Origin of the sequence: Bradyrhizobium jicamae, assembly GCF_018130695.1 — a bacterium.
Classification (GTDB): domain Bacteria; phylum Pseudomonadota; class Alphaproteobacteria; order Rhizobiales; family Xanthobacteraceae; genus Bradyrhizobium; species Bradyrhizobium jicamae_B.
On record NZ_JAFCJX010000013.1, the window covers coordinates 136,763 to 162,440 of the forward strand.

Here is a 25,678-nt window from a genome sequence, read left to right on the forward strand (position 1 = left end):
ACGGTACCCGACGCGATTGACCCCGACTCGGACTTCCCGAGCCGGCGCATGCTTGTCAGCCTCTGCGCCGCCCGGCGAGTGCCGTTGGAGGCAAGGCTCCTGCAATTTCCGCCCAAAAACCACGGCAAAGTGCTAGGCTGAGTATACCACGGAGCGTGCCTAACGTGGCGGCGATAGCTGGGTGGCGGGCACCTGCGGTCTGGTCCTTTCCGAGGGTGTCGTGACCGAGCAGCGGATTCATAGGCGATTAGCAGCAATCTTGGCCGCTGACGTGGTCGGTTATTCGGCGCTCATGCAACGTGCCGAGGAAGCCACGTACGCCGAGTTCGAGCGGCTCAAGCGAGAATTGATCGAGCCAAGCCTCTGCAGCCATGAAGGGCGACTTATCAAGACAACAGGTGATGGCGCGCTTGTCGAGTTCGCGAGTCCGTCGGCTGCGGTGAGATGCGCGGTGGAGATGCAGGAACGCATAGCGTCAGGCCGAAGCCCCCTTAAGCTACGCATTGGGGTCAATCTCGGGGAGGTTATCGTCGGGGCTGATGGCGATCTTTTTGGCGACGGAATTAACATCGCAGTCCGACTAGAAGGGGTCGCCGATCCGGGCGGCATCCTGATTTCCGAAAAGGTGTACAGCGAGGTCGACGGCAAGCTGGACGTTGGCTTCGAGGATCGGGGCGAACAGCAGCTCAAGAATATCTCGAAGCCGGTCCGCGCTTTTGCTGTATGCGCGGGAGCGTATAGCGCGCTGATCGATAGACTAACTGTCGTGGGCCCACCACGCCCAGAGAAACCATCTATCGCCGTGCTGCCGTTCGAGAACATGAGCGGCGATAGCGAACAGGAATACTTCGCGGATGGGATGGTGGAGGAGATCATTACAGCGCTGTCGCGGTTCAAGTTCCTCTTTGTGATTGCGCGCAATTCGAGCTTCACGTTCAAAGGCCGAGCGGTCGATATCAAGGAGGTCGGGCGCAGGCTTGGCGTGGGCTACGTTCTGGAGGGATCGGTGCGCAAGGCAGCGGGGAAAGTTCGCATTACCGGCCAGCTGATCGATGCGGTGACCGGCGCGCATATTTGGGCGGACAGGTTTGAGCGGGATCTGACGGACATATTCGCGCTACAGGACGAGCTCACGGTCGCAATCGTGTCGGCCATCCAGCCGAAGCTGCGTCAGACAGAGATCACACTGGCCGTACGGCGACGATCAGAGAACCTTACCGCATACGATCTTTTTCTCCGAGGTATGCACCAGTTCTACCTGGCGACGCGCGAAGGGCATGCCGAGGCGATCAGGCTGGCCCATCGCGCTCTGGAGCTAGATCCTCGGTACTGCGTCGCTGCTGGTTTAGCGGGCATCTGCCACATGCTAAACGTTCTCTATGGTTACGCTAGCGATCCTCAATTCGAGCGCAGCGAAGCAATTCGCCTTTCTCGATTGGCATTGGACAGCGAAGGCGTGGATCCCGAAATGCTAGCACTCGCCGCGATGATCTCAGCTTTCATGGTCGGCGATATCGAAGGTGAGATCGAAATGGCCGATCGGGCGATCGAGCTCAACGCGAATTCACATACCGCATGGCTCGCTAGAGCTTGGGTCTATGAAGCCGCGGGGCGGCCCGAGGATGCTGTTTGTGGCTTTGAACGCGCCTTGCGCATGAGCCCAGTTGACCCAATGCTGCACCAAACGCTTGTTGGTATGGGTTTTGCTCTTATCGAGCTTGGCCGTTTCGAGGAGGCGATCGCCGCAGCGAAGAAAGCTCTTCGTTGGAACAATTCCTATTCGGTAGCTTACCGTTGTCTCGCCTCCGCTTTCGCGCATCTCGACCGCGATGCTGAGGCGCGTGAGGCTGCGGCTTGTCTGCTTGAGCTTGACCGTGCTTTCACACTGTCGGCGTTAATCGCCCGGGGCGGAGTATCCAAGTTGAAGCTTTACATTGAGGGACTCCGCAAAGCGGGGCTACCCGAATGAGCGCATGCTCGCGCAGGCGAGTTGACGAATGACAGCTTGTGGCCCCTAGCACTCCTCGGTCCTCGACGCCGTGATGTCTGCTTTCAGAGCTGAAACAGACTCGTGCGGAATAAATTATGAGTGTACACCCTAGCCCTTGCGCATCGCGAAATAAGCGCCGCAGAACGCCATCGCGGCGCCGAGGCAGAGCGCCGCGAGGCCCGCCAGCACGCCTGATATGGTCGGGATCGGGCTTGGCGCGGACGCCGCCTGTCCGACGCCGGCCAGGATCAGCACACCGACCGCGATCAGGAAATGCCGCATCCGTTGCGGGATCTGGCCGGACACCGCACTGTGCATCAGATTGGCGGTGAAGTAGCCGCCGGAAAATCCGACGCCCGCGATCAGCCACCACGCGATCGCCGCGCCCGCCGGCATGAACTCGCGGGTATCGGAGCGCCACAGGCCGCCGAGATCGAGCCCGTAGCGCGCGCCGAGCATGTGCACGGCCAGCGCCAGCAGCACGCCGGAAATCATGGCGCCGCCCAGGATCAGATAACGCGGAAAATAAGTCGTCTCGGCCATGCTCCGCTTGTAGGATGAAGCGACAATGCCGCGCAAGCGCGCGCGGGCAACACAGGTGTGGAACGCAGGCCTTGCCGACATCGCTGCCGGACCGGACGGAAAGCGCAGGCGAGGGCGCGCCGGTCGCCTACGCCTACAAGGCCTCGTTGATCGGCTCGGCGCATCGCTTCGAGCTGACCGATGCCGGATTGTCATGGACGATCGGCGGACGGTCCGGCGTCTGGAACTATGCCGATATCAGCGCCGTCAAACTGTCCTATCGTCCGACATCGATGCAGGCGCAGCGCTTCCGCGCCGATATCGACAATGCCAAGGGCGGCCGCATCGCCATCCTGTCCGTGAGCTGGCAGACCGCCGCGCTGATGGCGCCGCAGGATCACGGCTATCGCGATTTCATCGTCGAGTTGCATCGCCGGATGCAGACGGCCGGCAGCAAGGCCGTGCTGACCGGAGGCCTCGGGCCGAAGACCTACACCGCGGCGCTGGCGCTGCTGGCGTGCCTTGCGGTCGCGATGACCGGCTTGTTCGTGCGCGCGCTGCTGACGGCCGAATGGACCGGCGCACTGTTCCTGGTCGGCTTCGCGTTTCTGTTCGTCTGGCAGGTCGGCGGCTTCATCCGCCGCAACCGGCCGCGGCGCTACAGTTTTGACGATCTGCCGGACGCGCTGCTGCCGTAGCCCGTCGCAACCGAACGACATCTAATGTGAGTTTGTTTTCGCCCGACCGCACGGCAATTTCCGATGCGTCATGGGTCAGGGCAATCGCATATGGATTGGGAGCGGAGTGATGCGGGCAGCGGCGGTGGGCTCCCTCTCCCGCTTGCGGGGGAGGGTGGGGTGGGGGTGTCTCCGCAACGGGATTCCCAGCGTGGAGAGAGCCCCCACCCGCCGCGCTCTTCGAGCGCGTCGGCCTCCCCCGCAAGCGGGAGAGGCGAAGCGAACCCGCGAACGGTCCTCAATAACGCCATATGCGATTACCCTGCTGCCATAGGGGAATCGGGCTTGGACGATCGTAGCGGGCGAATGCCGTCGGATGCGGAGATTGCCGCGATCAATGCACAGCACCTGATCGAGACGCCGCTGAGGCCGGCGGACCTGCTGTTCGTGTTCGGGACGCGCGTCGACGTCGATGAACGCGTTGATGCGGCGGTGCGCCTGTGGCGGGACCGCATGTTCCGCTGGGCGATCGTGAGCGGTGGGGTCACGCCGGGGTCGGATCGCTCGGAGTGTGACATCATCAAGGCGGCGATGGTCGCGCGCGGCATTCCCCCTGAGCTGATCCTGGAAGAGCATCGCGCAACGAACACCGGCGAGAATGTGATCTTCTCGCTGCCGGTGATCGATGCCGCACTTGGGCGCGATACCGTCAGGAGCGTGATCTGCCTCGGCAACACCTGGACTGCGCGGCGCTATCCGATGACGCTGCACCGCCACTGGCCGGAGGTGGAGAAGATGCTGGTCATGGTCGACAGCTTCACGACGCCACGCGCACTCTGGCACACCGATCCCGAATTCCGCCGCCGCATGCTGCATGAATGGGACAAGATCGAGCCCTACAGGGCGAAGGGCTTTATCGCGGAATGGCCTGTCACGTAGGGCGCGGCTCACTCCGTCGAATCGAAATCCTCATCATCCGTCGCGCTCAGCAGTCCCGCCAGCGTCCGCAAGCCCAGCTCGAGCTGCTCCATCGGCGGGGCGGCGAGCGCGAGGCGCACGGCATTCGGCGCGTGGCCCGGGGTGACGGCAAAGGTCGTCGACGGCGTCAGCGCGATGTCGCGCCGGGCGGCTGCGGCGACGAAGGTCTGCGAGCGCCAATGCGGCGGCAGCGTCAGCCACAAATGATAGGACTTGGCGTTGCTCTGCACCTCGAAATTCGCAAAGTATTTTTGCGCCAGCTGCTGGCGCCGCACGGCGTCGATCCGTTTCAGCCGTGACAGTTCGGCCGCGGTGCCGTCGCCCATCAACCGCTGGCCGGCGGCGAAGGCGTAGCCGGATGCGGTCCAGCCGCCGGAGCGCACCGAGGCCATCACGCTCTCCCGTAGCCGCGGCGGCGCGACGATGAAGCCGAGCGCCAGCCCGGGCGCCACCTTCTTCGACAGGCTGTCGAGCACGATGCAGCTGTCGGGCGCGAGCGCCGCCAGCGGTACCTCGTCGTCGAGGAAACCGTAGACGGTGTCCTCGATGACGGTGAGCCCGAGCTTCTCGACCACGCGCAGCAGATCGGCGCGCCGCTCGCCCGGCATGGTGATGCCGAGCGGGTTCTGGATCGTGGGCTGGACGTAGATCGCCGACAGATGCGCCTCGCGATGCGCCTTCTGTACCGCGTCGGGGCGCACGCCATCGGCGTCCATCGCGAGCGGCACCAGCGTGACGCCGAGCCGCGCCGCAATGCCCTTGATGAAGGGGTAGGTCAGCGCCTCGACGCCGCAGCGGCCGCCGGGCGGCACCACCGCGGCCAGCGCGGCGGCGATGCATTGCCGTCCGTTGGCGGTGAACACGATCTGGTCCGGGCTCGGCGTCCAGGTCTTGCGCGCCAGAAACTCCGCCGAGATGGTGCGCGCCGCCTTGGTGCCGCCGCTGGTCGCCTGGCGCAGCGCGATCTCCAGGGCTTCGGGACGCTCGAGTCCCTCGAGGCTGCGCGCGATCATCGCAGCCTGGTGGGTCAGCAGCGGATAGTTGAATTCAAGATCGATGCGGGCGCCGCGCGGCTCGGTCGGAGCAGCGACGCCGCGGCGCGCCTCGCCGGAGACGAAGGTGCCGCGGCCGACTTCGCCGACGACGAGGCCGCGGCGCAACAGCTCGGTGTAGACCCGGCTCGCGGTGGAGACCGCGATCTTGCGCTCATAGGCGAAATGGCGCTGCGGCGGCAGGCGGTCGCCGGCCTTGAGCGCTCCGCTCGCGATCTCGGCGGCAACGGTATCGGCCAGCTTCAGATACTCGAACTTTGACATTATTGCACCGAGAGCAATGTTTTACTTGCTCCGAGCAGTGTATCGGATCATTTAGACAGGCACAAGCCTGCGATTGATCTGAAGATAGCCTAGGCAATCCGATGTCAATGACGGGTGCAAGCGCAGCAAGCGTTTGTATCAACGGTACCTTTTGGCCGCGCAGTTACTCCAGGAGAAGGACTATGAACACGATATCAACGACCGCCGCCGCATTGCCCGCAAAGCCGAGTGTTTTGCCGAGCGTCCTGGGCAAATTGCTCCGATTGATCCGAGGTTGGGGCGATGCAATCGCCATCTATTGGATGCGCCGCGAGGCCATCAAAACCCTCGGTGAGCTCGACGACCGCGCGCTCCGCGATATCGGCATTGCCCGCTGCCACATCGAGGCCGTCGCGAACGGCGACATCGACCTGGAGCTGATCCGGATCCGCTAAGTTTAGGTGTGCGGCGCTAGCAAGACGATCCCCGGCTACTTTGCATGGGTTGTTCTTCGGATTTTGGCCGAAGGTCTAGTGCCGCACCACCAGCACCGAGCATTTGGCGTAGCGCACGACATGCCCGGCGTTCGACCCCAGGAAGTAGGTGCGCATCGCGGGGCGGTGCGAGGTCATCACGATCAGATCGGCCTTCATCGCCGCCGCCTCTTCGAGGATCTCGTGATAGATGCCGCCCTGGCGGACCACGCCTGAGATGCGCGAAGCCTCGATGCCGGATTCGCGCGCCACGATCGCCAGCGCCTCTTCGGAGGTTTCCCGCTGCTGGGTGTCGAAATCCGCCGGCACATACTCGGCCAGCATCACCGGTGTCATCGGCAGCACGTTGAGCAGGCGCACCGAGCCGTTCCAGGTGTGAGACAATGTCGCGGCGGTCGCGATTGCACCCTTCGCCAGATCGGTGTCGGCCAGATCGATCGGCACGAGGATAGATTTGTACATATGCGCCTCCTGTCCGCTGATGGTCCGGAGCCGTTTCGTCCCGATCACGCCGGGACTTCTGCCCTCATCTTCATGCTTTTGATGCGGCGCCTCGATCTGAGTATCAGGTGCTGCATGGTGACGCGAACCGGTCCCCCTGTCGCGCAATCCGGATCATAGCACGCGCGCGTGACGATGTCCGCCCGCGACGATCGTCTAGCCCTGCTTCAACAGTTTCGGGCTGGTGAACAGCACGAGCTTGCCGCGGCGGAACGAGACCTCGTTCCAGTCGTCGATCGCGAAGTCGAGGATCGCAAGGCCGGCGGTCGGCAGATTGTGGTTGAGCGCTTTCCGCGATGCCTCGTCGCCGCTGCCGGTCAGGGCCAGCGCGAGCTCGTGCATGCCGGGATTGTGGCCGACCAGCAGCACGCGCTTCGGGTCGGTGGCGGAGGCCATGCGGACGATGGCCAGCAGTTGCGCCACCTCGGCGCCGTAGAGCTCGGGGAGGAATTCCACAGCCGGCTGCTTCGCCCGATCCTGCATCGCCTCGCGCGCGATCTCCCAGGTCTGCGTCGCCCGCACGGCCGGTGACACCAGCGCGAGATCGGGGAAGGGCGGATGCCGTCCGATCCAGTCGCCCATCTCGGCGGCATCGCGGCGGCCGCGATCATCCAGCCGGCGGTCCTGATCCTGCCCCGAAGGTGAGTCGGCTTCGGTCTTGGCATGACGCAGCAGCATCAGTCGGCGCATGGAGTTCGATCTCGATTCGTTTCGTCCGGCATTAATTCTACAAGCTCATGCCCGGGACAAGGTGACAAGCGCCGCAGCGGTCCGTAAGAAAACGCCATGAGCGAGACGTCCACAAGTGCGGCAGACGGCCCCGGTGACAGCGCAGCACCATTCCGGTCGCGCCTGGCATTCGACCTCGATGTTGACATCTGTGTGGTCGGCGCCGGGCTCGCGGGCCTCACGGTGGCCCGCGAGGCGGCGCGGCTCGGGGCCAGCGTCGCGGTGCTCGAAGGACGGCAAGTCGGCTGGAACGCCTCGGGCCACCAACTCGGCACCGTCCTGCCGGGCTTCGGTCTGCCGATCTCCGACCTGATCGAGCGTGTTGGGCTCGAGGATGCGCGCGAGCTCTGGGCGCTCTCGAAGGAGGGCGCCGCGTATGTCCGCGCCGCCGCGACCGAGGAACTGATTCCCGGCATCGGCCTGTCCGACGGCGCGCTGGAGGTGTCCAATGTCGATGCCGGCGAGACGCTGATCAGCCGCCTGCAGACGCTCTCGGAGGATTTCGAGACCGAGGTCGAGGGCTGGCAGGTCGACCGCGTCCGCAGCGTGCTGAAGACCGGCCGCTACTTCCACGGCATCTACTATCCCAAAGCGTTCCAGATCGACGGCCGCAAATATGTCCACGGTCTCGCCGCGCTCGCCACGCGCGCCGGCGCGCGCATCTTCGAGGACACGCCGGTCGTCAGCATCGACTTCTCCGGCATCCGCAAGCGCATCGTGACGCCATCGGCGCGGCTGCGCGCCGCCCACATCGTGCTCGCCGGCAACATTCATCTCGGCGCGCCGCTCAAGCGGCTGTCGGAGACGCTGCTGCCGGTGTGGCGCTACGCAGGGGTCACCGAGCCGCTCGGCGAGCGGCTGCACGACGTCATCGGTTTCACTGGGTCAGTGAACGACAGCGACGGCATCGATCATTTCCGCATCGTCGAGGGCGCCCGCCTGATGTGGGCGAGCCCGGAGACCACGTGGGATGCGCGGCCGCAGCGCTTTGCCGGCGCGGTCCAGCGCCGGATCGCGACCGTGTTTCCGCAACTCGGCAAGGTTCCGGTCGCCGAGACGTTTGGCGGCGCAGTCGGGCTCACCGTGCACGGCATGCCGCAGATCGGCCAGCTCCGCAAAGGCCTGTGGGTGGCCAGTGGCTTCGGCCGGCAGGGTCTCAACACGTCGGCGATGGCCGGGCAGCTGATCGCGCGCAGCATCTTGTGGGGTGATGAGCGCTGGCGGCTGTTCTCGCCCTTCGAGCTGGTCTGGGCCGGCGGCGCGACCGGGCGCGTCGCGGGCCATCTGATCGGGATGTGGGGGCGGGGCGCTGCGGCTGCGACCGGCGCGCTGGCCCGCTACCGCGAAGGCGCCCGCGCCAGGGAACGGATCCGCGAAACGCGGCTCGCCGAGGCTAATCTCCGGGCAGGAACCCGGGGTCCGCAGCGCCGTCCGCCCGGGGCGGCCCGCCCGGTGCCGCCGCCGCCCGCCGAGCCGCCGCCCAGCGAAGAGGCGGCCTCTGTTCCCTCGCAAGAAAGTGAGCAGGTTCAGGACCGTTCGATGTAACGTCTCCGCGGGTGGTCCGTATTTGCTGACGTATGATCCGGAAAAGCTTGTCGCGGTTTTCCGAGAAGATCATGCTTAACAAGTATCTAAAGCGCGATGATCTCGTCGCACTTTAACCAGTTCACCTGCTGCGTCCGGAGACCAGTCTCATGATCGACCGCCGTATCTTGCTTGCTTCCGTCGCCGGCCTGTTCGGCCTGGCCGCGTTCCGCTGGCTGCGCGCCACCCCGGCGCAGGCCGCCGAGAAATTCGAGATCGAGAAGACCGACGCCGAGTGGCGCGCGCAGCTGACGCCGCAGCAATATGACATCCTGCGCAAGCAGGGCACCGAGCGTCCTTGGTCGAGCCCGCTGTTGAAGGAGCATCGCAAGGGCACCTTCGCCTGCGCCGGCTGCGACCTGCCGCTGTTCTCATCCGACACCAAGTTCGAGAGCGGCACCGGCTGGCCGAGCTTCTTCAAACCGCTCGACAATGCGGTCGGCACCACCGAGGACCGCACCTACGGCATGGCCCGCACCGAGGTGCATTGCCGCCGCTGCGGCGGCCATCTCGGCCACGTCTTCGATGACGGCCCGAAGCCGACCGGACTGCGCTATTGCATGGACGGTTTTGCGCTGGTGTTCCACCCGGCGGCGCCGTCGGCGACCTGACCGCGCGACCCATATTCCCCGGCAAATGTTGCCGGTCCCGGCAAATGTGCCCCGGTCCAACGATCGGGGCTTTTTTTCAAGCGCATGATTTTATTGCTTTTTGTTTCTTGGCACGACCCTTGCGACATGCTCCGCCGACGCGGCCTTAATTTTCGACCGAGCCGCCCGGTATCGATCTTGGAGAACATGTCATGGGTATCTTCGGCGCTCTTACGACCTCTGTCGGCGGCTTGCGCGCAGAGTCGTACGCACTCGAAAACATCTCAGGCAACATCGCCAACTCGCAGACCACGGCGTTCAAGCGCATCGACACCTCATTCCTCGACCTGATCCCGCAGACCGCGCTGACCGCGCAGCTCGCCGGCGGCGTGACCGCGCAGTCCCGCTCCACCAACTCGGTGCAGGGCGACGTGCAGTCGGCCCAGGTCGCGACCTTCATGGCCATCAACGGCAACGGCTTCTTTGCGGTGCAGAAGCCCGGTAGCTTCTCGGACGGTTCGCCGGTCTTCGACGGCGTCGACCGCTACACCCGCCGCGGCGACTTCCAGCTCAACAAGAACGGTTACCTCGTCAACGGCGCCGGATATTATCTCGAAGGCGTGCCGATCGACCCGACCACCGGTAACCCCTCGGGCTCGTCGCCGCAGGTGCTGAAATTCCAGAACGACTTCCTGCCGGCGCAGGAGACCACCAAGGTCGACTATCGCGCCAACCTCGCATCCTATCCGCTGACCACCAAGCACGACACCTCGGTTCCCGGATCGGAATTGCTGTCGCCGGCTTCGTTCAGCTCCGGGCATAATCCAGTCGTGCTGGGCACGCCCGCGGCGCCCTATACGGACACCACGACCTCGGGCACGGCGCAGTCCAACAAGGCGACGCCGTCGGTGGCGATCACCGGCAATACCCTGCTGTCGGGCGCCTCCGGCACCGACTCGATCGGCGCCAATTTTTCCGCCGGCCCCCCCGCCGACACCATCACGGTCAACGGCCAAACGATCACCTTCGTGGCGTCAGGTGCTGTCGGCAATAACCAGGTCAATGTCGGCGACGACATTGCGACGCTGCTCGGCAAGATCGACGCGCTGTCGGGAGCCACGGCCGGCGGATATTCGTCCTCCGTCTCGGGCGGCGCGATCACCCTGCATTCCGGATTGCAGAACGATCTCACGGTCGCCAGTTCGAACACGACCGCGTGGGCGGCGCTCGGCTTCACCGGCAACATGACCGCGACCCGCGGCGGCGGCGGCACGGTCGGCACCGGCCAGGTGATCGGCAACGACAGCTCGACCTTTATCGACGAGACGGTCTCGGGCGGCGCGGTCACCACCTACGACGTGTCTGGCGCGCCAGTGAACCTGCAGTTCCGCTGGGGCAAGGTCGACAGCGTCACCCTCGGCGCAGGGCATACCGACACCTGGAACCTGTTCTACCAGGTCAATCCCAACGCCACCGGCACCCAGGTCGCCTGGCAGAACGTCAACACCAACTTCACCTTCTCGGCGAGCGGCCAGATGTCGCCGGCAATCGCCTCGGTGACCCTGACCAACGCGGTCGTCAACGGCGTCTCGCTCGGCAGCCCCGTGGTCAACTTCGGCACCGGCGGTCTCACCCAGTTCGCCGACGCCAACGGCAACGTCCAGGTCAACCAGATCCAGCAGGACGGCTTCCCGGCCGGCCAGCTGCAGTCGGTCAGCGTCTCCACCAACGGCCGCATCGTCGGCAACTACTCCAACGGCCGCAACCTCGATCTTGCGGAAATCTCGGTGGCAACCTTCAACGGCACCAACTTCCTCAAGCGCGTCGACGGCGGCGCCTTCGAGCAGACCGACGAATCCGGCGCTGCGCTGTTCGGCAAGTCCGGCACCATCGTCGGCTCCTCGCTGGAGAGCTCGAACACCGACATCGCCGACGAGTTCACCAAGCTGATCGTCACCCAGCAGGCCTATTCGGCGAACACCAAGGTCATCACCACCTCCAACTCGATGGTGCAGGATCTCCTGAACGTGATGCGCTGATCGCGGCGATGACGCGCGAGGCGAAGTAAAGGTGAGTAACACGCCATGGGTTTGAGCCAAGCTCTTTCCACCGCAATGTCGGGCCTGCGTGCAACGCAGGCTTCGATCGCGCTCGTGGGATCGAACGTCGCCAACGCGGAAACGCCCGGTTACACCAAGAAGACGGTGAACCAGGTCGCGGGCCAGACCGGCGAGTTCGGCTCGAGCGTGCTGATCAACGGCGTCAACCGCCAGCTCGACGACTATCTGCAGACGCAGATCCGTACCGAGACCTCGGGTGCGGCCTATGCCGACACCCGCTCGACGTACTTGCAAAACCTGCAGAGCGTGTACGGCAACCCCGATGACACCGGCACGATCGAGGATGCCTACAACAAGTTCCTGACCGCGATCCAGGGCCTGTCGACCAGCCCGGACTCGCAGTCGGCGCGGATCGGCGTCGTCAACGCCGCGCAGACCATGGCGCAGCAGCTCAACGCCACCTCGGCCGGCATCCAGAGCCTGCGCGCCAACGCCGAGACCGGGATCAACGACTCGATCTCCACCGCGAACAACGCGTTGACGCAGATCGCCAGCATCAACAACCAGCTGCAGGCCAACGGGCAGACCGACGCGTCGACGGCGGCACTGCTCGACCAGCGCGATCAGTACATCACCCAGCTGTCGTCGCTGATGGACATCCGCACCGTCACCAACAATCTGAACCAGGTGACGGTGTTCACGAACTCCGGCGTGCAGCTGGTCGGCACCGAAGCGGCAAAGCTGAGCTTCAACCCGCAGGGCACGGTGACGCCCAACACCCTGTACAACTCGAATCCGGCCCAGAGCAACGTCGGCACCATCACCATCACGTTCCCGCACGGCGGCAGCTACGACATGGTGTCGACCAACTCGATCCGCTCGGGAAAGATCGCGGCCTATCTCGAGCTGCGCGACAACACGCTGGTGAAGGCGCAGACCCAGATCGACCAGTTCGCGGCGTCAATGGCCAGCGCATTGTCGGACAAGACGACCGCAGGCACGGCCGCGCCGGCCTCGGTGGCGCCGCAGGCCGGCTATGATCTCGACCTTTCCGGATTGCAGAGCGGCAACGTCATCCACGTCACCTACAAGGACAACACCACCGGCGTCACGCATAATCTCTCGATTGTCCGCGTCGACGATCCGAGCGTGCTGCCGCTCGGCAACAACGCCACCGTCGATCCGAACGATGAAGTGCTCGGCGTCGATTTCTCCGGCGGCATGAGCTCGGTGTTGTCGCAACTGAACGGTGCGCTGGGATCAAGCGCCAGTCTGCAGTTCTCCAATCCGTCCGGCTCGACGCTGCGCGTGCTCGACGATGGTGCCGCCAACCGCTCGGACGTGACCGCGGCTTCCGTCACGACCACGATCTCGTCGCTGAGCTCGGGCAATCCGCAGTTGCCGCTATTCACCGACAATGGCGGTCTCTACACCGGGGCGATCACCGCCAACGGTTCGGAGATGACGGGGCTGGCGGCACGCATCAGCGTCAATACCGCGCTGCTCGGCGATCCCTCGCGGACCATCGTGTTCTCGACCAACCCGCAGACGGCGGCCGGCGACACCACGCGCTCGGACTTCATGCTGTCGCAGCTGCAGAACGGCGCCTACACCTATTCGCCGACGACCGGCCTCGGCACCACAGGCGCGCCGTTCAAGGGAACGCTGCTGAATTTCGCCAAGCAGTTCATCAGCCAGCAGGGCGAGGCGGCGACATCGGCCAAACAGCTGGCCGACGGCCAGGACGTCGTGCTCAACACGCTCCAGAACAAGATGAGCGCGACCTCCGGCGTCAATATCGACGACGAGATGGCGCATCTGCTGGCGCTGCAGAATGCCTACTCCGCCAACGCACGCGTGATGTCGTCCATCAAGCAGATGTACGACACGCTGATGCAGTCCATGTGAGGGTCAGATGTCGATCGACGGCGTTAGCGGCAGGACATCCTATATCGGCACCTCCATCATCAACATGCGGAGTCAGCTCAACGATCTGACGACGCAGCTGGCGACGGGCAAGGTTTCCACCACTTATGCCGGACAGGGGGCCGACCGCGGCTTCGCGCTGAGCCTGCGTGCGCAGGTCTCCAGCATCGGTGCCTATTCCGACACGGCGACCAACGTCAACACGCGGCTGAGCGTCGCGAATTTGGCGCTGCAGGGGCTGTCCGACATCGGCACCCAGGTGAAGAACGCCTCGACGACGACCACGCTGGTGCTCAACAACAACGGCCAGACCTCCGGACAGATCACCGCGCAGGCTGCGTTCGCCAACGCCGTGTCCGTGCTCAACAGCCAGTCGGGCGACCGCTATCTGTTTTCCGGCCGCGCCACCGATACGGCGGCGACGGTGCCTGCCGACGTCATGCTCAACGGCACTGCGACCCAGGCCGGCCTCACGCAACTGATCACCGAGCGCAAGCAGGCCGACCAGGGCGTCAACAACATGGGCCATTTGACGGTCTCCTCGCCGCCGGCGCCGACCACGGTGACCAGCATCGGCGAAGACGGTTCGGCGTTCGGGTTGAAGCTGCTCTCGGTGCAGTCCTCGCTGACCGGCGCCACCGTGACGCAGCCGGCCGGATCGCCGCCGTCCGAGACGGTCGACCTCGGCGCCGTCAATCCGAACGACGGCGACAAGATCAAGTTCAATTTCACGCTGCCCGACGGCACCACGGAAGCAATCGAGCTGACCGCAACCACGACCAATCCGCCGCCAGCCGGCTCGTTCCTGATCGGCGCAGACACCGTTGCGACCGCGGCGAACCTGAAGTCGGCGCTGACGTCGTCGATCCAGACCTTGAGCGACACCTCGCTGGTTGCGGCGTCCGCGATCGCGGCGTCGAACAATTTCTTCAATCCGGTGGCGACGGTCACCGGCGCTGCGGTCAATAACCAGAACACGCCGGCCGCTCCGATCAGCGGCGCGACCGCGCTGTCGGGCGCGGTCGGGACGGACTCGCTATCCTCGAGCTTCGCGGCGGGCGACACCATCACTGTGAATGGCACGCCGATCACCTTCGTTGCCTCCGGCGCGACCGGCAACCAGGTCAACATCACCGACAACATCCAGACCCTGCTGTCCAAGATCGACCAGATCACCGGCACCAGCAACCCGTCGACCATCAGCAACGGTGCGATCTCGATCCATGGCGCCGACGGCGCCAACCTCTCGATCACGAGTTCGAACACCGCAGCCCTCGGTGCGCTCGGCATCGCCGCCAACTCGACCGCGGCGCCGGCGCCGCTGCGGGTCGGCGGCTCGCCGCTCAACACGGCGATGAGCCTGGTGGCCGGCACACCGGCCAACACCGTGTCCTGGTACACCGGCGAGAACGGGCCGGGGTCGGCGCGCGGCACCGCGCTCGCGCAAGTCGATCAAGGCATCACGGTGCAGTATGGCGCGCGCGCCAACGAGCAGGCGTTCCGCTACCTGCTGCAGAACATTGCGGTCTACGCCGCGGTCACCACCAATGCCAGCAACCCGAATGCCAGCGCGCAGTCGACGGCGCTGTCGCAGCGCATTTCCGCCAACCTCGCGCCGCAGACCGGCCAGCAGCAGATCCAGGACGTGCAGGCCGAATTCGCCGGCACGCAGACCGCGATCAAGGCGGCCACCGATCGCCAGACCCAGCTCAAGGGCATGGCGCAGACCATGCTGGACCAGATCGAAGGCGTGAACCAGGACGAGGTCGCGACCAAGATCCTCGCGCTGCAGACCAGCTTGCAGGCGTCGTACCAGACGACGTCGATGCTGTATCAGACCACACTGCTGAAATATCTGCCGGTCTGAGTTCGCACGCCGATCGCTGAAATGAAAAAGGCCTCCTCGCGGAGGCCTTTTGTGTTTCCGGGGGGAGGCCGTTCAGGCCGATTTGCGATCCTCGTCCTGCTCCGACGCCTTCATATTGCGCGCGCTTTCCAGCAGCTGCTCTTCGTGGCCGATCAGCTTCTTGGATTCCTTCAGCGCGTGATAGAGGTCGCCGTTCAGGATGAAGTTGTTGATGCCTTCGATGAAGGGCCAGGCGCTCGGCATCGCGGTGAGGATGTCGCGCACCAGGCTGAAATAGGTCGGATGGTGCGCCATCGGATCCGGCGACAGATACATCAGCTGCACGGCGAGATAGATCAGTTTCGCCGGCGTATCGGCGGTCTCCGGCGTCAGGATGTCCTTCTCGCGCAGGATCGGGATGCGATCGCCGTCGATCAGCAGGCGCGCGCGCTGATCGGTGTTGGTGATTACGCAATTGCCGACGATGATGCGCTCGTTCGGTTTGAGTTCGACCTTCAAAGCCATGCCTGTTCTCCTTGGTCGCCGGACGCGCGAGATATCGTCGATGCAAATCGAAGTTGATTTCGGCTCTGCTGAACAGCGGTCAATGCGGCTGCGAGCCGATGCGACAGCGATCCTTTCCCATGATGGTTAACGCTTGGTGAACAAAGCGGGCGTTCGCACCTCGCGACGGGGCCGAAATCGGCAGTGACCTCAGTAGTTTTTGGGTCGAACCTCATCCAATCGCGACAATTTTATTCTTCTCCATTTGAATTAAATGCCCCCGCGGAGATTTCTTTTTCCTTCGCGCGCAACCGGGAGGATCGGCCATCCGCGCTGATCAGAAAGGATCGGAGCGGGCTTTTGAACCCTCAGTTTCACACCAGAAAGGTATGAAAATGTCCGATATCGTTCTCTCCGCCTCCGTTCGTCAGAACCTCCTCTCCCTCCAGTCCACCGCTGATCTGCTCTCCACCACGCAGAACCGCCTTGCCACCGGCAAGAAGGTCAACACGGCGCTCGACAACCCGACCAACTTCTTCACGGCGCAATCGCTGGACAACCGCGCCAGCGACATCAACAACCTGCTCGATGGCATCGGCAACGGCGTGCAGGTTCTGCAGGCTGCCAACACCGGCATCACCTCGCTGCAGAAGCTGGTTGATACCGCGAAGTCGATCGCCAACCAGGTGCTGCAGAGCCCGGTCGGTTACACGTCCAAGGCCAATGTCGACGTCACCGGCACCGGTACCGGCACCGGCACGACGGTTGCGACCGACCTCAACGCCGGCAAGCTCGGTGGTTCGGTCCTGACCTTCAAGACCTCGAGCGGCACCCTGGCCGTGACGATCGGCTCGACCTTCGCAACCGGCACCGGCACCGCGACCGTCAAGACGCTCGACCAGCTGAACAGCGTGCTGGCGTCGAACGGCGTTGCCGTGACCGCCGCGCTGTCCTCGACGGCCGACACGCTGACCTTCACCTCGACCAACGATGCGGCGAGCCAGACCATCACCAAGTCCGGTACCGCACCGACCGGCGCAGGTGTCGACATCACCGCTGCCACCGCCACGGTGGGAACGGTCAATGCCGCGGTTGCCGATCCGACTTCGCAGACCACGCGCGCCAACCTGGTCAGCCAGTACAACGCGGTGATCCAACAGATCACGACCACGGCGCAGGACTCGTCCTTCAACGGCGTCAACCTGCTGAACGGCGATAACCTGAAGCTGACGTTCAACGAGACCGGCAAGTCGACCCTGAACATCACGGGTGTCACTTTCGACGCCGCCGGCCTCGGCCTTGGTTCGCTGACCGCAGGCACCGACTTCCTGGACAGCAACTCGGCCAACAGCATCATCACCTCGCTGAGCAACGCGTCGAGCACGCTGCGCTCGGAGGCGTCGTCTCTCGGTTCGAACCTGTCGGTCGTGCAGATCCGCCAGGATTTCTCCAAGAGCCTGATCAACGTGCTGCAGACCGGCTCGTCCAACCTGACGCTGGCCGACACCAACGAGGAAGCGGCCAACAGCCAGGCGCTGTCGACCCGCCAGTCGATCGCGGTGTCTGCGCTCGCGCTCGCCAACCAGAGCCAGCAGAGCGTGCTGCAGCTGCTCCGGTAAGGGCCCTGAAGAACGTGCGAAACGGCGGGGGCAACCCCGCCGTTTTTGTTCGGAAGTCTCTCGAGAAATTCGGCGCTGCAGCAACGCTTTTTTGCCCAACATCGGTCCGAGTTTCTAACGGTTGCTAACCATATTTAAAGGCGCCGCCGGTATCAAAGTCGGGAATGTCTTGAAGTATCCGCGGCTCGAGAAATCCGCACCCATCCGAGGTTTTTGAATGTCGAATGCAGCCCAGGCCTACGCGCGCACGTCCACCACGACGGCGTCCCCCCGTGAGATCGAGGCGCAGGCGCTGCTGAAGGCGGCTCGACAGTTGCAGGAAGTCCAGACCAACTGGACCGGTCCGTGCGCGGAGATGAACAACGCGCTGCTGTTCAACCGCCGCCTGTGGTCGATCTTCCTGAGCGCGGCGCAGGCCGACGAAAACCAGCAGCCGCTCGAGGTCCGCCAGAACATCGCCAATATCGGCGTATTCGTGCTGAAGCAGACCGTCGACATGCAGCTCAACCCGGATCCGGCGAAGCTGAAGTCGCTGATCGACATCAACTGCAATCTCGCCGCCGGCCTGTCCGGTCGCGGCTGATCGCCTGACCTCGACGGAGGCCGCCCATGGCCGATCTGATGAGCATCCTGTCGGCCAACTACAAGGCCGTCGGGTTGACCACCCCGTCGAAGACGCCCTACGTCGCGGTTGATCCTGATCTCTATCAGGGCAGCTGGAGCGGCAAGTATGCCGATGGCAAGTCGTTCACGGTGACAGTCTCGAACGTCACCGGCTTCCGCGGCAAGGTGCACTACCAGAGCGGCAGCACCAGCAAATATCAGGACGTGCTGATCAAGGACAACGCGTTCCGCGTGGGCGATACCAAGTTCACGCTGGTCGGCAAGGGAACGGCGCTGATCAAGAACGTCGTGACAGATCCCGCGACGGGATCGACCTATCTCGATCAGGCCTACGCCAAGCAGTCGAACTGACCGCCGGGTCTTTCATCAATCAAGTCTGCTCTTACACGTGACGATCGGTGCCGCCGATCCGCGTCGGCGCTTCCTTGCTGAGGTCGAGCGCGTGGAAATAGGCGCGACGGCGCAGCACGGCTTCTTCGGGATATTGCTTCACCACCTGGCTGGTGCGGTTGTCCACCACCTGGTAGACAACGGCCCGCGCGTCGCGGTCGATGAACACCTGGTCCATCAGGGCCGCGTTGGCGACGTTGGAATCGATGGTGACCTTCACGCTCGGCTCCGGAGCGGTGACGCTCTGGCTCGCCGGCAGCTCGGTCGCAACCGCCTTCTGCGCCGTCTCGCTCGCATGCGAAACAATCGGCGCGGCAACCGGTGCCCCCACCGGTTTGATGTTGAAATCTGTACTCATGAAAGCCTCCTAGTGCTTCGGCACTAGCTACGCTTGAGTCAAATCCCAACCCCTCCGAAACGCAACTCTAGGGAACACGTCTCAATATGCTGTTACAAAACGCCCTCAATTCCGTGCTTCTACGGGGGCGCCGAATTGATGAAAATTATCAGAGATTTTTTTAGAGCGAGCGGCTGACCGCGAGCGGCGCGATGTGACGCGCGGTCGGCGCGGCGCGTTGTCCGGCCGCGGTGTAGGTGTTCGGCATGTTGCGGCGCTGCATCTCGGTGTTGACGCCGCGCACGATGCCTTCGGACACCGCATGCGCGGTCGCGAGCACGGTGAGGTTGACCTGCAGCATCGCGCGGAAGGTGTCGTGATGACGGCGCAGCGTGGTGAGCAGTTCGGGGGCGGCCTGCGACAGAACTTTCTGCGCGGTCTTCAGGCCTTCGACCGCGAGCATGTAGCGGCGCGACAATTCGGACTTCTGCGTCTCCAGCCGCATCGCCTCGCGGACCTTGCCGGCGCGCACCAGTTCGGTTTCCAGCTCGATGGTGCCGAGCAGCGCGCTCATCACCTCCATCAGCTCCTCGGCAAGCTTGCGCACCTCCGGAGGTGTCGGTGTTGCGGGACGGGGAGCGGGGGCGGGCGCGGGGCGCTGCTGCAGACGCTGGTTCATGGCTTCTCCTTCGCGCGCTTCAAGCGGTGCGGCTGGCTTGCTGCAGGATCAGGCTGCGGTACACTTCGTTGGAAATGCCGACGCCGCCTCCCTTGGCGAAATTCTTGGCGTATTGATCGGTGAGCATCGAGCGCCACGGGCCGGTGCCGGGCGTGTCGCCGAACGGGCCGTCGCCCTTCAGGCTGGTGGTCATCTGCGAGAACATCGTGTTGAGGAACATCGCCTCGAACTCGGTGGCGGTCTTCTTTGTCTTGGCCTGCGCTTCCGGCGACACCTTCTTCAGTGCCTCGGCGAAGGACGGATCGGGCCGGCCGTTGAACATCGGCATCAGGGCCTTCTTGGGCATGCTGCCGGTGGTCGCGCTGATCAGGCTGTCCATCACATCACCTCGATGTCGGCCTGGATCGCACCTGCAGCCTTGATCGCCTGCAGGATGCTGATCAGATCGCGCGGCCCGATGCCGAGACCGTTGAGGCCGTCGACGAGCTGCTGCAGCGAGACGCCGTCCTTCATGACCGCGAATTTCTTGCCTTCCTCGGAGACTGCAACGCTCGATCGCGGCGTCACCACGGTTCGTCCGCGCGACAGCGGGTTGGGTTGGCTCACCTGCGGGCTCTCCGAGATCGCGACCGTGAGATTGCCTTGCGCCACCGCAACGGTGGCGACGCGGACGTCGCGGCCCATCACGATGACGCCGGAGCGTTCGTCGATCACGATCTTGGCGGCGAGATCCGGTTCGACCTGCAGTTGCTCGATCTCGGTCAGGAAGGCGACGACGTTGCCCTTGAACTCGCCGGGGATCGAGAGCTGCACGGTCGAGGGATCGATCGGCTCGGCGGTCTTGACGCCGAGGAAGTCGTTGACTGCGGCCGCAATGCGCTTGGCGGTGGTGAAGTCGGCGTTGCGCAGCGCCAGCCGGACATTGGGCAGGCGGTTCAGCGCGAACTCGATCTCGCGCTCGATGATGGCGCCGTTGGCGATGCGGCCGACGGTCGGTACGCCGCGCACGACGCTGGCGGCGGCGCCTTCGGCGGCGAAGCCCGCGACCGCGACGGAGCCCTGTGCGACCGCATAGACATTGCCGTCGGCGCCGAGCAGGGGGGTGACGAGCAGGGTGCCGCCCTGCAGATTCTTGGCATCGCCGAGCGCGGAGACGGTGACGTCCATCCGCGTGCCCTGGGTGCCGAACGCCGGCAGATTGCCGGTGACCATCACGGCGGCAACGTTGCCGGTGCGGATGGTGGCGCCGCGGATGTTGACGCCCATGCGCTCCAGCATCGCCTGTAGCGACTGCTTGGTGAAGGGGATGTTGTTGAGGGTATCGCCGGTGCCGTTGAGGCCGACCACGAGGCCGTAGCCGATCAGCTGGTTCTGGCGCACGCCTTCGATGTTGGCGAGGTCCTTGATCCGGGACGTCGCGCCCGCGGGCATGGCTGACCACGCCAACGCCAGCAGCGCCGCGCAGGCCAGTCCTATCTGCTTTGCCGTACGGATGCCGGGCATCCCGTTCTCCCCTCAAACTTCCAACTGGATCACGCGACACTCCCATGACGGCGATCCGCCATTAACTATGCGAGATCAGTGCCACGTTGTTTGGAGAGGGCAGGACGTTGATATCTTTATCGAAATTTTCGCGGAGCTATTTGCTTCCGGTTTGGCAGCCCGCGCGAAACTGCCGCGCGGCGGCAGAAATTGCCGGGTCGTTTACGCCCCGTTAACCATAAAACGGCGATGGTATTTTCACGCGAGGCCAGCGAGACACCACGATGCGCATCTATGGACCGAACGGCACCACGCTTGGGACGCCCACGAGCAGCACGCGCCGCACGTCGTCGACCGGCTTCTCGCTGCCGGATACGGCCACCGTGTCCGAAGAGGTCCGCTCAGCCGCCGCGCCAAAATCCGCAGCCAATATCGACGGGCTGCTGGCGCTGCAGGGCGTGGAGGATCCGACCGAGCGCCGCAAGCGCTCGGTGGCACGCGGCAAGGGCGCACTCGACGTGCTCGACGATCTCAAGCTCGGACTGCTCTCCGGCAATCTCGATGCGGCTACCGTCAACCGCCTGCGCACCGCGGCTGCGAATCTCAAGGAATCCTCCGGCGATCCCGGCCTCGATTCCGTGCTGAGCGAGATCGAGCTGCGCGTCGAAGTCGAGCTCGCGAAAGCCGGTCAGTTCTAGTCTCTCTTTTTAACGCGTTTTCTTCACGCGAATCGGAAGTCTATCCCGCATCACGCGCGGGACAGGCTTCGCTCGAGAACGCTATGCGGCCAGCGCCTTGCGCTGCGCGTCGTAGCGGCGCTGCGCCGCCAGCACTTCCTTGAGATTGCTCTCGGCCCAATCGCGCAAGGGATCGACGGCGGCGGCAAGCGTCAGCCCGAGCGACGTGATCGAATATTCCACCGTCACCGGCACGGTCGCGATTGCGCGGCGGCGAATGAGCCCGTCGCGCTCCAGACTCTTCAGCACCTGCGACAGCATCTTCTGCGAGATGCCTTCGATGGCACGGCGCAGCGCGTTGAAGCGCATCGGCTCGTCGCGCAGCAGCAGCAGGATCAGCACCGCCCATTTGTCGCCGACCCGGTCGAGGATCTGACGGGTCGGGCATGCGGCGGCATAGGCATTCGGCTTCATCGGTTACTCCGGCGTTATCTGGTAGGACGAAAGTGCTCTCTTCACACTTATATCCAGTTCGCTATCTAGTCACCATTGGTTACCACAAATGGAGACACCCATGAAGATCGCCGTCGCCGGCGCCTCCGGACGCGCCGGTTCCTGCATCACTGCCGAACTGTCCCGCCGCGGCCATACCGTCACCGCCATCGCCCGCAACCCCGAGAAGATCGCGACCCTGCCGGGCGTCACCGCCAGGAAGGGCGACGTGCTTGACCAGGCCGGGCTTGCCGCGCTCTGGGCCGGGCATGACGCCGCCGTCAGCTCCGTCCACTTCCTGGCCAGCGATCCCCTCAAGCTGATCGGCGCCGCCAGGGATTCGAAGGTTGGCCGTTACCTTGTGGTCGGCGGGGCCGGCAGCCTCGAGGTCGCCCCGGGTGTCCGCCTGGTCACGACGCCGAACTTTCCGGCCCAGTACAAGGCTGAGGCCGAGAAGGGCGCCGCCTTCCTGGACCTGCTCGGCCAGGAAAAGGAGCTGAACTGGACCTTCCTGTCGCCGTCCGCCCTGTTCGTCGAGGGCGAGCGGACCGGAAAGTTCCGTCTCGGGACCGATCAGCTGCTGAGCGATTCCGACGGCAAGAGCTGGATCAGCTTCCCCGATTTCGCAGTTGCACTCGTCGACGAGATCGAGCGCCCTTCGCACCTGCGTAAGCGCTTCACGGTCGGCTATTGAGGTGTTCGGCCACCCCTTCGGCCGGGGCCGATAACTTTGCCTGTGCAAGGCTTTGGGGGCGGCCCTTGCCGCCCCCCGCAAGATATTGTCTGTCACATGTCATCGCTATATAAGGCGCCGCGCGGAGGGGAATTTCCTCCGTCTGACAGGGACATGGTTGCCTTTGGAAAAGCTGAAGAACTACCGGCCGTCTGAAAAAGAGCCTTTCATGAATGAGCGGCAGCGCGATTATTTCCGCGCCAAGCTGCTGGCCTGGAAGGACGAGATCCTCCGAGAATCGAAGATCACGCTGCAGACGTTGCAGGAAGAGAACGTCAATCACCCCGACCTCGCCGATCGGGCCTCCTCCGAGACCGATCGGGCGATCGAACTGCGCGCCCGCGACCGTCAGCGCAAGCTGATCTCCAAAATCGATGCCGCCCTCCAGCGCATCGAGGACAATACCTACGGCTATTGCGAAGAGACCGGTGATCCGATCTCGCTGAAGCGGCTCGAAGCCCGCCCGATCGCAACGCTGTCGGTGGAGGCGCAGGAGCGTCACGAGAAGCGCGAGAAGGTCTATCGCGACGAGTAGGGGTGGCTGACCGCCACGGATGATTGATACCGGCGCGCACGCCCTGTATGTTCGCGCCGCCATGATGACACGCACTCTCAACATCGCCTCGGTGTTCTTCCTGGGCTGATCCCGCTTTCCGCGAGGAAGCGCTGATCATCAGTTCCGTCGGCGTCGCCCGGCGGGATTCCAGTGAACCGAATGAGCCGGCCGGGTTCCGCATGACGCGGACCGACGATGGCTGGCGACAGCTTGAGAGACAACAATCATGACCGATCGAGACGACGCGCGTGCGCTTGAGCCCGCGCAAATCCAGCAATTCATCGAACAGGGCTTTGTCAGGATCGACAACGCCTTTCCCCGCGCGCTCGCTGAGCAGGGCCGTGCCATCCTGTGGCGCGATCTGCCGTGCAGCGAGCACGATCCGTCGACCTGGACGCGCCCGGTGATCCGGCTGTCCGGCTATGGCGGTCCGCTATTTCGAGAGATCGCCAACACGCCGGTGCTGCATCGCGCGTTCGACCAGTTGGTCGGGGTGGGACGCTGGCGGCCGCGCAAGGATATTGGCGGCACCTTTCCGGTGCGCTTTCCGCATCCGGACGATCCCGGCGATGCCGGCTGGCATATCGATCTCAGCTTTCCCGGCGAGGATTGCGACCCCAATGAACGGCACGATTATTCGGCGTGGCGAGCCAACATTGTCTCGCGCGGGCGCGCGTTGCTGATGTTGTTCCTGTTCTCCGATGTCGGCGAGCGCGACGCACCGACCCGGATCAGGGTCGGCTCGCACATGCCGATGGCGCGCTACCTGGCGCCGGCGGGTGAGGCGGGCCGCGCGCGGATGGTGCTCGATGACATGGGCGCCGATTGTGAGATCGCGCTTGCGACGGGCGAGGCGGGCACCGTCTACCTCTGCCATCCGTTCCTGGTGCACGCGGCGCAGATGCATCGCGGAAAATCACCACGCTTCATGGCGCAGCCGGATCTCCCTCCGGCCGAACCATACCGGCTCGAACGCGCCGATGGTGACTATTCACCGGTCGAGATCGCGATCCGGCTGGCGCTGGGAAGGATCGACGCAGGATAGGCGCGGCACGGTAGCGCGCTTGTCATCGAGCCTCCGGAGTGGTGAATTGCAGGGAACAAGCCACAACGGAGGCGGCGCCGATGGATAAAATTGTTTCGGCCGCGAAGGCGATCGCTGCGGCCCGCCGCAATCATGCGGCGCTGAAGGCGCTCGGCGCCGACATCGTTCCGCAGGACGAGGCCGAGGGCTATCAGGTGCAGCGCGCGCTGCACGATCTGCTGCAGCCGCAGGTCGGCAGCCTGGTCGGCTACAAGATCGGCTGCACCAGCGCGGTGATGCAGGACTATATCAAGATCCCGCACCCCTGCGCCGGTGGCGTGTTTGAGAAGGTCGTGCATGAGAGCGGCGCGAAGCTCGCCGCCGGCGACTATGTCCATGTCGGCGTCGAATGCGAGATCGCGGTGCGGCTGAAGCGCGACCTTGCTCCCGGCGAAGCGCCGTTCACCGCCGAATGGGTCGCGGAAGCCGTCGAGGCCTATCATCCCGCGATCGAGATCGTCGACGACCGCTATGTGAAATGGGAGACGCTGGGCGCGCCGACGCTGATCGCCGATGATTTCTTCGCCGCCGGCTGCGTGCTCGGCAAGGCCGTGCCGCGGATGTCGGTGCCTGATCTGCGGGAGGTGGTCGGCCGCGCCATCATCAACGGCAAGGAGGCGAGCCGCGGCACCGGCGCCGACGTGCTCGGCCATCCCCACAATGCGTTGGCCTGGCTCGCCAATCATCTCGCCGCCGAGGGAAGGGGATTGCACGCCGGCCAGATCGTGCTGACCGGCAGCCTCGTCAAGACGATATGGCTGAAAGCGGGGGATGAGGTGGTGATGGAGCTGGAAGGATTAGGCAAAGTTTCGGCGACGTTTGCTTGAGCTTGTCGTCCCGGCGAAGGCCCGGCCTTCGCCGGGACGACACTGAGTTATTGTTGGTCACCACCGCACTTCTGCACGGTGTCGTCCCAGAGACCTCTCACCGCGGCGAACGGCACCGTGAGCCGCGCATATTTGCGCTTGAACCAGACGCCGACCTCGAAGCGGTCGTCTTTCACCACCAGATGGTCGAACTCGTATTGCAGGACGATGGTCATCTCGTCCGGATATTTCTCGATGAGATAACCGGGCATCTTCACGCCGTCGGTCCTGGTCGCGAAGGTGACGTGGACCGGCCGATCCTCCGTGGCATGGCGGAGCGAGACCGCCATTTCGACGCGATCGGCGGTCGCGCTGCAGGGCTCGGCGTTTGCGCGGGTGATCAACGAGGCCGCTGCCAGGACAACGAGCAGCCATGTCACGATCATCCCACCCGCGCGCATCCTGCCACTCCAAGTCACCAGCCATGTCACCTGCCATGGTTC

Annotated in this window: 28 protein-coding genes; 17 read left to right on the forward strand and 11 right to left on the reverse strand. The window is 64.3% G+C overall.

Annotation, left to right across the window (positions count from 1 at the left end; translation table 11 throughout):
• The first annotated feature begins 220 nt into the window (after positions 1-220).
• A complete protein-coding gene (locus JQ604_RS20355) occupies positions 221-1,969 on the forward strand; it encodes an adenylate/guanylate cyclase domain-containing protein (RefSeq protein ID WP_349631125.1) in 1,749 nt (582 codons plus the stop codon).
• A gap of 129 nt (positions 1,970-2,098) precedes the next feature.
• Here the strand turns inward: JQ604_RS20355 and JQ604_RS20360 are convergent, their stop codons facing one another.
• Positions 2,099-2,533, reverse strand: a complete 435-nt coding sequence (locus tag JQ604_RS20360; protein WP_212360417.1) for a hypothetical protein — start codon at positions 2,531-2,533, stop codon at positions 2,099-2,101.
• A gap of 71 nt (positions 2,534-2,604) precedes the next feature.
• Between JQ604_RS20360 and JQ604_RS20365 the strand changes: the two genes are divergently transcribed.
• Both JQ604_RS20365 and JQ604_RS20370 read left to right on the forward strand, forming a co-directional pair.
• Positions 2,605-3,210 carry a hypothetical protein gene (locus JQ604_RS20365; protein WP_249158483.1) on the forward strand — a complete coding sequence of 202 codons (606 nt, stop codon included), beginning with the start codon at positions 2,605-2,607 and terminating at the stop codon, positions 3,208-3,210.
• A 324-nt stretch (positions 3,211-3,534) separates the two neighbouring features.
• Entirely contained in the window at positions 3,535-4,128 is a 594-nt protein-coding gene (locus tag JQ604_RS20370) for a YdcF family protein (RefSeq protein ID WP_212360422.1), read from the forward strand.
• 8 nt (positions 4,129-4,136) lie between these two features.
• Here JQ604_RS20370 and JQ604_RS20375 read toward each other — a convergent pair whose 3' ends face one another.
• Positions 4,137-5,483, reverse strand: a complete 1,347-nt coding sequence (locus JQ604_RS20375; RefSeq protein ID WP_212360426.1) for a PLP-dependent aminotransferase family protein — start codon at positions 5,481-5,483, stop codon at positions 4,137-4,139.
• Between the two features lie 182 nt (positions 5,484-5,665).
• Here JQ604_RS20375 and JQ604_RS20380 point away from each other — a divergent pair, with 182 nt between their 5' ends.
• Positions 5,666-5,917 carry a DUF1127 domain-containing protein gene (locus JQ604_RS20380; RefSeq protein WP_212360430.1) on the forward strand — a complete coding sequence of 84 codons (252 nt, stop codon included), beginning with the start codon at positions 5,666-5,668 and terminating at the stop codon, positions 5,915-5,917.
• 75 nt (positions 5,918-5,992) lie between these two features.
• Here JQ604_RS20380 and JQ604_RS20385 read toward each other — a convergent pair whose 3' ends face one another.
• Positions 5,993-6,418 (reverse strand): universal stress protein, encoded by a 426-nt coding sequence (locus tag JQ604_RS20385; protein ID WP_212360435.1) that lies wholly within the window; start codon positions 6,416-6,418, stop codon positions 5,993-5,995.
• Positions 6,419-6,613: 195 nt separating this feature from the next.
• Positions 6,614-7,147 (reverse strand): SixA phosphatase family protein, encoded by a 534-nt coding sequence (locus tag JQ604_RS20390; protein ID WP_212360438.1) that lies wholly within the window; start codon positions 7,145-7,147, stop codon positions 6,614-6,616.
• Between the two features lie 96 nt (positions 7,148-7,243).
• Here JQ604_RS20390 and JQ604_RS20395 point away from each other — a divergent pair, with 96 nt between their 5' ends.
• From JQ604_RS20395 to JQ604_RS20415, 5 genes are all read left to right on the forward strand, one after another.
• Positions 7,244-8,731, forward strand: coding sequence for an NAD(P)/FAD-dependent oxidoreductase (locus JQ604_RS20395; protein ID WP_212360442.1), 1,488 nt, complete (start codon positions 7,244-7,246; stop codon positions 8,729-8,731).
• A 149-nt stretch (positions 8,732-8,880) separates the two neighbouring features.
• On the forward strand, positions 8,881-9,381 hold the full coding sequence (gene msrB / locus JQ604_RS20400) for a peptide-methionine (R)-S-oxide reductase MsrB (RefSeq protein WP_212360447.1): 501 nt from the start codon (positions 8,881-8,883) through the stop codon (positions 9,379-9,381).
• Between the two features lie 191 nt (positions 9,382-9,572).
• Positions 9,573-11,399 (forward strand): flagellar hook-basal body complex protein, encoded by a 1,827-nt coding sequence (locus tag JQ604_RS20405; protein WP_212360450.1) that lies wholly within the window; start codon positions 9,573-9,575, stop codon positions 11,397-11,399.
• A gap of 45 nt (positions 11,400-11,444) precedes the next feature.
• Positions 11,445-13,328 (forward strand): flagellar hook-associated protein FlgK, encoded by a 1,884-nt coding sequence (gene flgK / locus JQ604_RS20410; RefSeq protein ID WP_212360454.1) that lies wholly within the window; start codon positions 11,445-11,447, stop codon positions 13,326-13,328.
• 7 nt (positions 13,329-13,335) lie between these two features.
• Positions 13,336-15,213 (forward strand): flagellar protein, encoded by a 1,878-nt coding sequence (locus JQ604_RS20415; protein WP_212360457.1) that lies wholly within the window; start codon positions 13,336-13,338, stop codon positions 15,211-15,213.
• 72 nt (positions 15,214-15,285) lie between these two features.
• Here JQ604_RS20415 and flbT read toward each other — a convergent pair whose 3' ends face one another.
• Positions 15,286-15,717, reverse strand: a complete 432-nt coding sequence (flbT, locus tag JQ604_RS20420; RefSeq protein ID WP_212360462.1) for a flagellar biosynthesis repressor FlbT — start codon at positions 15,715-15,717, stop codon at positions 15,286-15,288.
• Positions 15,718-16,091: 374 nt separating this feature from the next.
• Here flbT and JQ604_RS20425 point away from each other — a divergent pair, with 374 nt between their 5' ends.
• The 3 genes from JQ604_RS20425 (at position 16,092) to JQ604_RS20435 (ending at position 18,290) form a co-directional block, all read left to right on the forward strand.
• On the forward strand, positions 16,092-17,315 hold the full coding sequence (locus tag JQ604_RS20425) for a flagellin (RefSeq protein ID WP_212360465.1): 1,224 nt from the start codon (positions 16,092-16,094) through the stop codon (positions 17,313-17,315).
• A 217-nt stretch (positions 17,316-17,532) separates the two neighbouring features.
• Positions 17,533-17,898 carry a flagellar biosynthesis regulator FlaF gene (gene flaF, locus JQ604_RS20430; RefSeq protein WP_212360468.1) on the forward strand — a complete coding sequence of 122 codons (366 nt, stop codon included), beginning with the start codon at positions 17,533-17,535 and terminating at the stop codon, positions 17,896-17,898.
• Between the two features lie 26 nt (positions 17,899-17,924).
• Positions 17,925-18,290: a hypothetical protein gene (locus JQ604_RS20435; RefSeq protein ID WP_212360473.1), complete on the forward strand. Its 366-nt coding sequence runs from the start codon at positions 17,925-17,927 to the stop codon at positions 18,288-18,290.
• Between the two features lie 31 nt (positions 18,291-18,321).
• On the opposite strand, the gene JQ604_RS20440 is transcribed toward JQ604_RS20435, so the two are convergent.
• The 4 genes from JQ604_RS20440 to JQ604_RS20455 all read right to left on the reverse strand — a co-directional run bounded on the left by JQ604_RS20440 (position 18,322) and on the right by JQ604_RS20455 (position 20,848).
• Positions 18,322-18,687, reverse strand: a complete 366-nt coding sequence (locus JQ604_RS20440) for a hypothetical protein (protein WP_212360476.1) — start codon at positions 18,685-18,687, stop codon at positions 18,322-18,324.
• A 160-nt stretch (positions 18,688-18,847) separates the two neighbouring features.
• On the reverse strand, positions 18,848-19,345 hold the full coding sequence (locus JQ604_RS20445) for a hypothetical protein (protein ID WP_212360479.1): 498 nt from the start codon (positions 19,343-19,345) through the stop codon (positions 18,848-18,850).
• 19 nt (positions 19,346-19,364) lie between these two features.
• A complete protein-coding gene (gene flgJ / locus JQ604_RS20450; protein ID WP_212360767.1) occupies positions 19,365-19,691 on the reverse strand; it encodes a flagellar assembly peptidoglycan hydrolase FlgJ in 327 nt (108 codons plus the stop codon).
• Between the two features lie 32 nt (positions 19,692-19,723).
• Positions 19,724-20,848 (reverse strand): flagellar basal body P-ring protein FlgI, encoded by a 1,125-nt coding sequence (locus JQ604_RS20455; RefSeq protein WP_212360483.1) that lies wholly within the window; start codon positions 20,846-20,848, stop codon positions 19,724-19,726.
• Between the two features lie 263 nt (positions 20,849-21,111).
• Between JQ604_RS20455 and JQ604_RS20460 the strand changes: the two genes are divergently transcribed.
• Positions 21,112-21,525, forward strand: a complete 414-nt coding sequence (locus JQ604_RS20460) for a flagellar assembly protein FliX (protein ID WP_212360486.1) — start codon at positions 21,112-21,114, stop codon at positions 21,523-21,525.
• 81 nt (positions 21,526-21,606) lie between these two features.
• Here the strand turns inward: JQ604_RS20460 and JQ604_RS20465 are convergent, their stop codons facing one another.
• Complete coding sequence (locus tag JQ604_RS20465; protein ID WP_212360488.1) at positions 21,607-21,978, reverse strand: winged helix-turn-helix transcriptional regulator; 372 nt, start codon at positions 21,976-21,978, stop codon at positions 21,607-21,609.
• A 100-nt stretch (positions 21,979-22,078) separates the two neighbouring features.
• Here JQ604_RS20465 and JQ604_RS20470 point away from each other — a divergent pair, with 100 nt between their 5' ends.
• The 4 genes from JQ604_RS20470 to JQ604_RS20485 all read left to right on the forward strand — a co-directional run bounded on the left by JQ604_RS20470 (position 22,079) and on the right by JQ604_RS20485 (position 25,196).
• Complete coding sequence (locus tag JQ604_RS20470) at positions 22,079-22,690, forward strand: NAD(P)-dependent oxidoreductase (RefSeq protein WP_212360491.1); 612 nt, start codon at positions 22,079-22,081, stop codon at positions 22,688-22,690.
• A gap of 208 nt (positions 22,691-22,898) precedes the next feature.
• The gene (dksA, locus tag JQ604_RS20475; protein WP_172803574.1) at positions 22,899-23,264 is read left to right on the forward strand and encodes an RNA polymerase-binding protein DksA; all 366 of its coding nucleotides are present in this window, start codon (positions 22,899-22,901) and stop codon (positions 23,262-23,264) included.
• 247 nt (positions 23,265-23,511) lie between these two features.
• Complete coding sequence (locus tag JQ604_RS20480; RefSeq protein WP_212360495.1) at positions 23,512-24,330, forward strand: phytanoyl-CoA dioxygenase; 819 nt, start codon at positions 23,512-23,514, stop codon at positions 24,328-24,330.
• A gap of 80 nt (positions 24,331-24,410) precedes the next feature.
• On the forward strand, positions 24,411-25,196 hold the full coding sequence (locus JQ604_RS20485) for a 2-keto-4-pentenoate hydratase (protein WP_212360498.1): 786 nt from the start codon (positions 24,411-24,413) through the stop codon (positions 25,194-25,196).
• 47 nt (positions 25,197-25,243) lie between these two features.
• On the opposite strand, the gene JQ604_RS20490 is transcribed toward JQ604_RS20485, so the two are convergent.
• The gene (locus JQ604_RS20490) at positions 25,244-25,636 is read right to left on the reverse strand and encodes a ClpXP protease specificity-enhancing factor SspB (protein ID WP_212360500.1); all 393 of its coding nucleotides are present in this window, start codon (positions 25,634-25,636) and stop codon (positions 25,244-25,246) included.
• Positions 25,637-25,678 lie beyond the last annotated feature (42 nt).

What these genes read in the sequence shown, in the direction of transcription:
- flaF (WP_212360468.1), top strand. Translation starts at nt 17,533, where the DNA reads ATGTCGAATGCAGCCCAGGCCTACGCGCGCACGTCCACCACGACGGCG.
- JQ604_RS20455 (WP_212360483.1), bottom strand. Translation starts at nt 20,848, where the DNA reads ATGCCCGGCATCCGTACGGCAAAGCAGATAGGACTGGCCTGCGCGGCG.
- JQ604_RS20395 (WP_212360442.1), top strand. Translation starts at nt 7,244, where the DNA reads ATGAGCGAGACGTCCACAAGTGCGGCAGACGGCCCCGGTGACAGCGCA.
- JQ604_RS20380 (WP_212360430.1), top strand. Translation starts at nt 5,666, where the DNA reads ATGAACACGATATCAACGACCGCCGCCGCATTGCCCGCAAAGCCGAGT.
- JQ604_RS20405 (WP_212360450.1), top strand. Translation starts at nt 9,573, where the DNA reads ATGGGTATCTTCGGCGCTCTTACGACCTCTGTCGGCGGCTTGCGCGCA.
- dksA (WP_172803574.1), top strand. Translation starts at nt 22,899, where the DNA reads ATGAATGAGCGGCAGCGCGATTATTTCCGCGCCAAGCTGCTGGCCTGG.
- JQ604_RS20480 (WP_212360495.1), top strand. Translation starts at nt 23,512, where the DNA reads ATGACCGATCGAGACGACGCGCGTGCGCTTGAGCCCGCGCAAATCCAG.
- msrB (WP_212360447.1), top strand. Translation starts at nt 8,881, where the DNA reads ATGATCGACCGCCGTATCTTGCTTGCTTCCGTCGCCGGCCTGTTCGGC.
- JQ604_RS20470 (WP_212360491.1), top strand. Translation starts at nt 22,079, where the DNA reads ATGAAGATCGCCGTCGCCGGCGCCTCCGGACGCGCCGGTTCCTGCATC.
- JQ604_RS20425 (WP_212360465.1), top strand. Translation starts at nt 16,092, where the DNA reads ATGTCCGATATCGTTCTCTCCGCCTCCGTTCGTCAGAACCTCCTCTCC.
- JQ604_RS20490 (WP_212360500.1), bottom strand. Translation starts at nt 25,636, where the DNA reads ATGCGCGCGGGTGGGATGATCGTGACATGGCTGCTCGTTGTCCTGGCA.
- JQ604_RS20375 (WP_212360426.1), bottom strand. Translation starts at nt 5,483, where the DNA reads ATGTCAAAGTTCGAGTATCTGAAGCTGGCCGATACCGTTGCCGCCGAG.
- JQ604_RS20415 (WP_212360457.1), top strand. Translation starts at nt 13,336, where the DNA reads ATGTCGATCGACGGCGTTAGCGGCAGGACATCCTATATCGGCACCTCC.
- JQ604_RS20360 (WP_212360417.1), bottom strand. Translation starts at nt 2,533, where the DNA reads ATGGCCGAGACGACTTATTTTCCGCGTTATCTGATCCTGGGCGGCGCC.
- flgK (WP_212360454.1), top strand. Translation starts at nt 11,445, where the DNA reads ATGGGTTTGAGCCAAGCTCTTTCCACCGCAATGTCGGGCCTGCGTGCA.
- JQ604_RS20445 (WP_212360479.1), bottom strand. Translation starts at nt 19,345, where the DNA reads ATGAACCAGCGTCTGCAGCAGCGCCCCGCGCCCGCCCCCGCTCCCCGT.
- flgJ (WP_212360767.1), bottom strand. Translation starts at nt 19,691, where the DNA reads ATGCCCAAGAAGGCCCTGATGCCGATGTTCAACGGCCGGCCCGATCCG.
- JQ604_RS20460 (WP_212360486.1), top strand. Translation starts at nt 21,112, where the DNA reads ATGCGCATCTATGGACCGAACGGCACCACGCTTGGGACGCCCACGAGC.
- JQ604_RS20440 (WP_212360476.1), bottom strand. Translation starts at nt 18,687, where the DNA reads ATGAGTACAGATTTCAACATCAAACCGGTGGGGGCACCGGTTGCCGCG.
- JQ604_RS20465 (WP_212360488.1), bottom strand. Translation starts at nt 21,978, where the DNA reads ATGAAGCCGAATGCCTATGCCGCCGCATGCCCGACCCGTCAGATCCTC.
- flbT (WP_212360462.1), bottom strand. Translation starts at nt 15,717, where the DNA reads ATGGCTTTGAAGGTCGAACTCAAACCGAACGAGCGCATCATCGTCGGC.
- JQ604_RS20435 (WP_212360473.1), top strand. Translation starts at nt 17,925, where the DNA reads ATGGCCGATCTGATGAGCATCCTGTCGGCCAACTACAAGGCCGTCGGG.
- JQ604_RS20385 (WP_212360435.1), bottom strand. Translation starts at nt 6,418, where the DNA reads ATGTACAAATCTATCCTCGTGCCGATCGATCTGGCCGACACCGATCTG.
- JQ604_RS20390 (WP_212360438.1), bottom strand. Translation starts at nt 7,147, where the DNA reads ATGCGCCGACTGATGCTGCTGCGTCATGCCAAGACCGAAGCCGACTCA.
- JQ604_RS20485 (WP_212360498.1), top strand. Translation starts at nt 24,411, where the DNA reads ATGGATAAAATTGTTTCGGCCGCGAAGGCGATCGCTGCGGCCCGCCGC.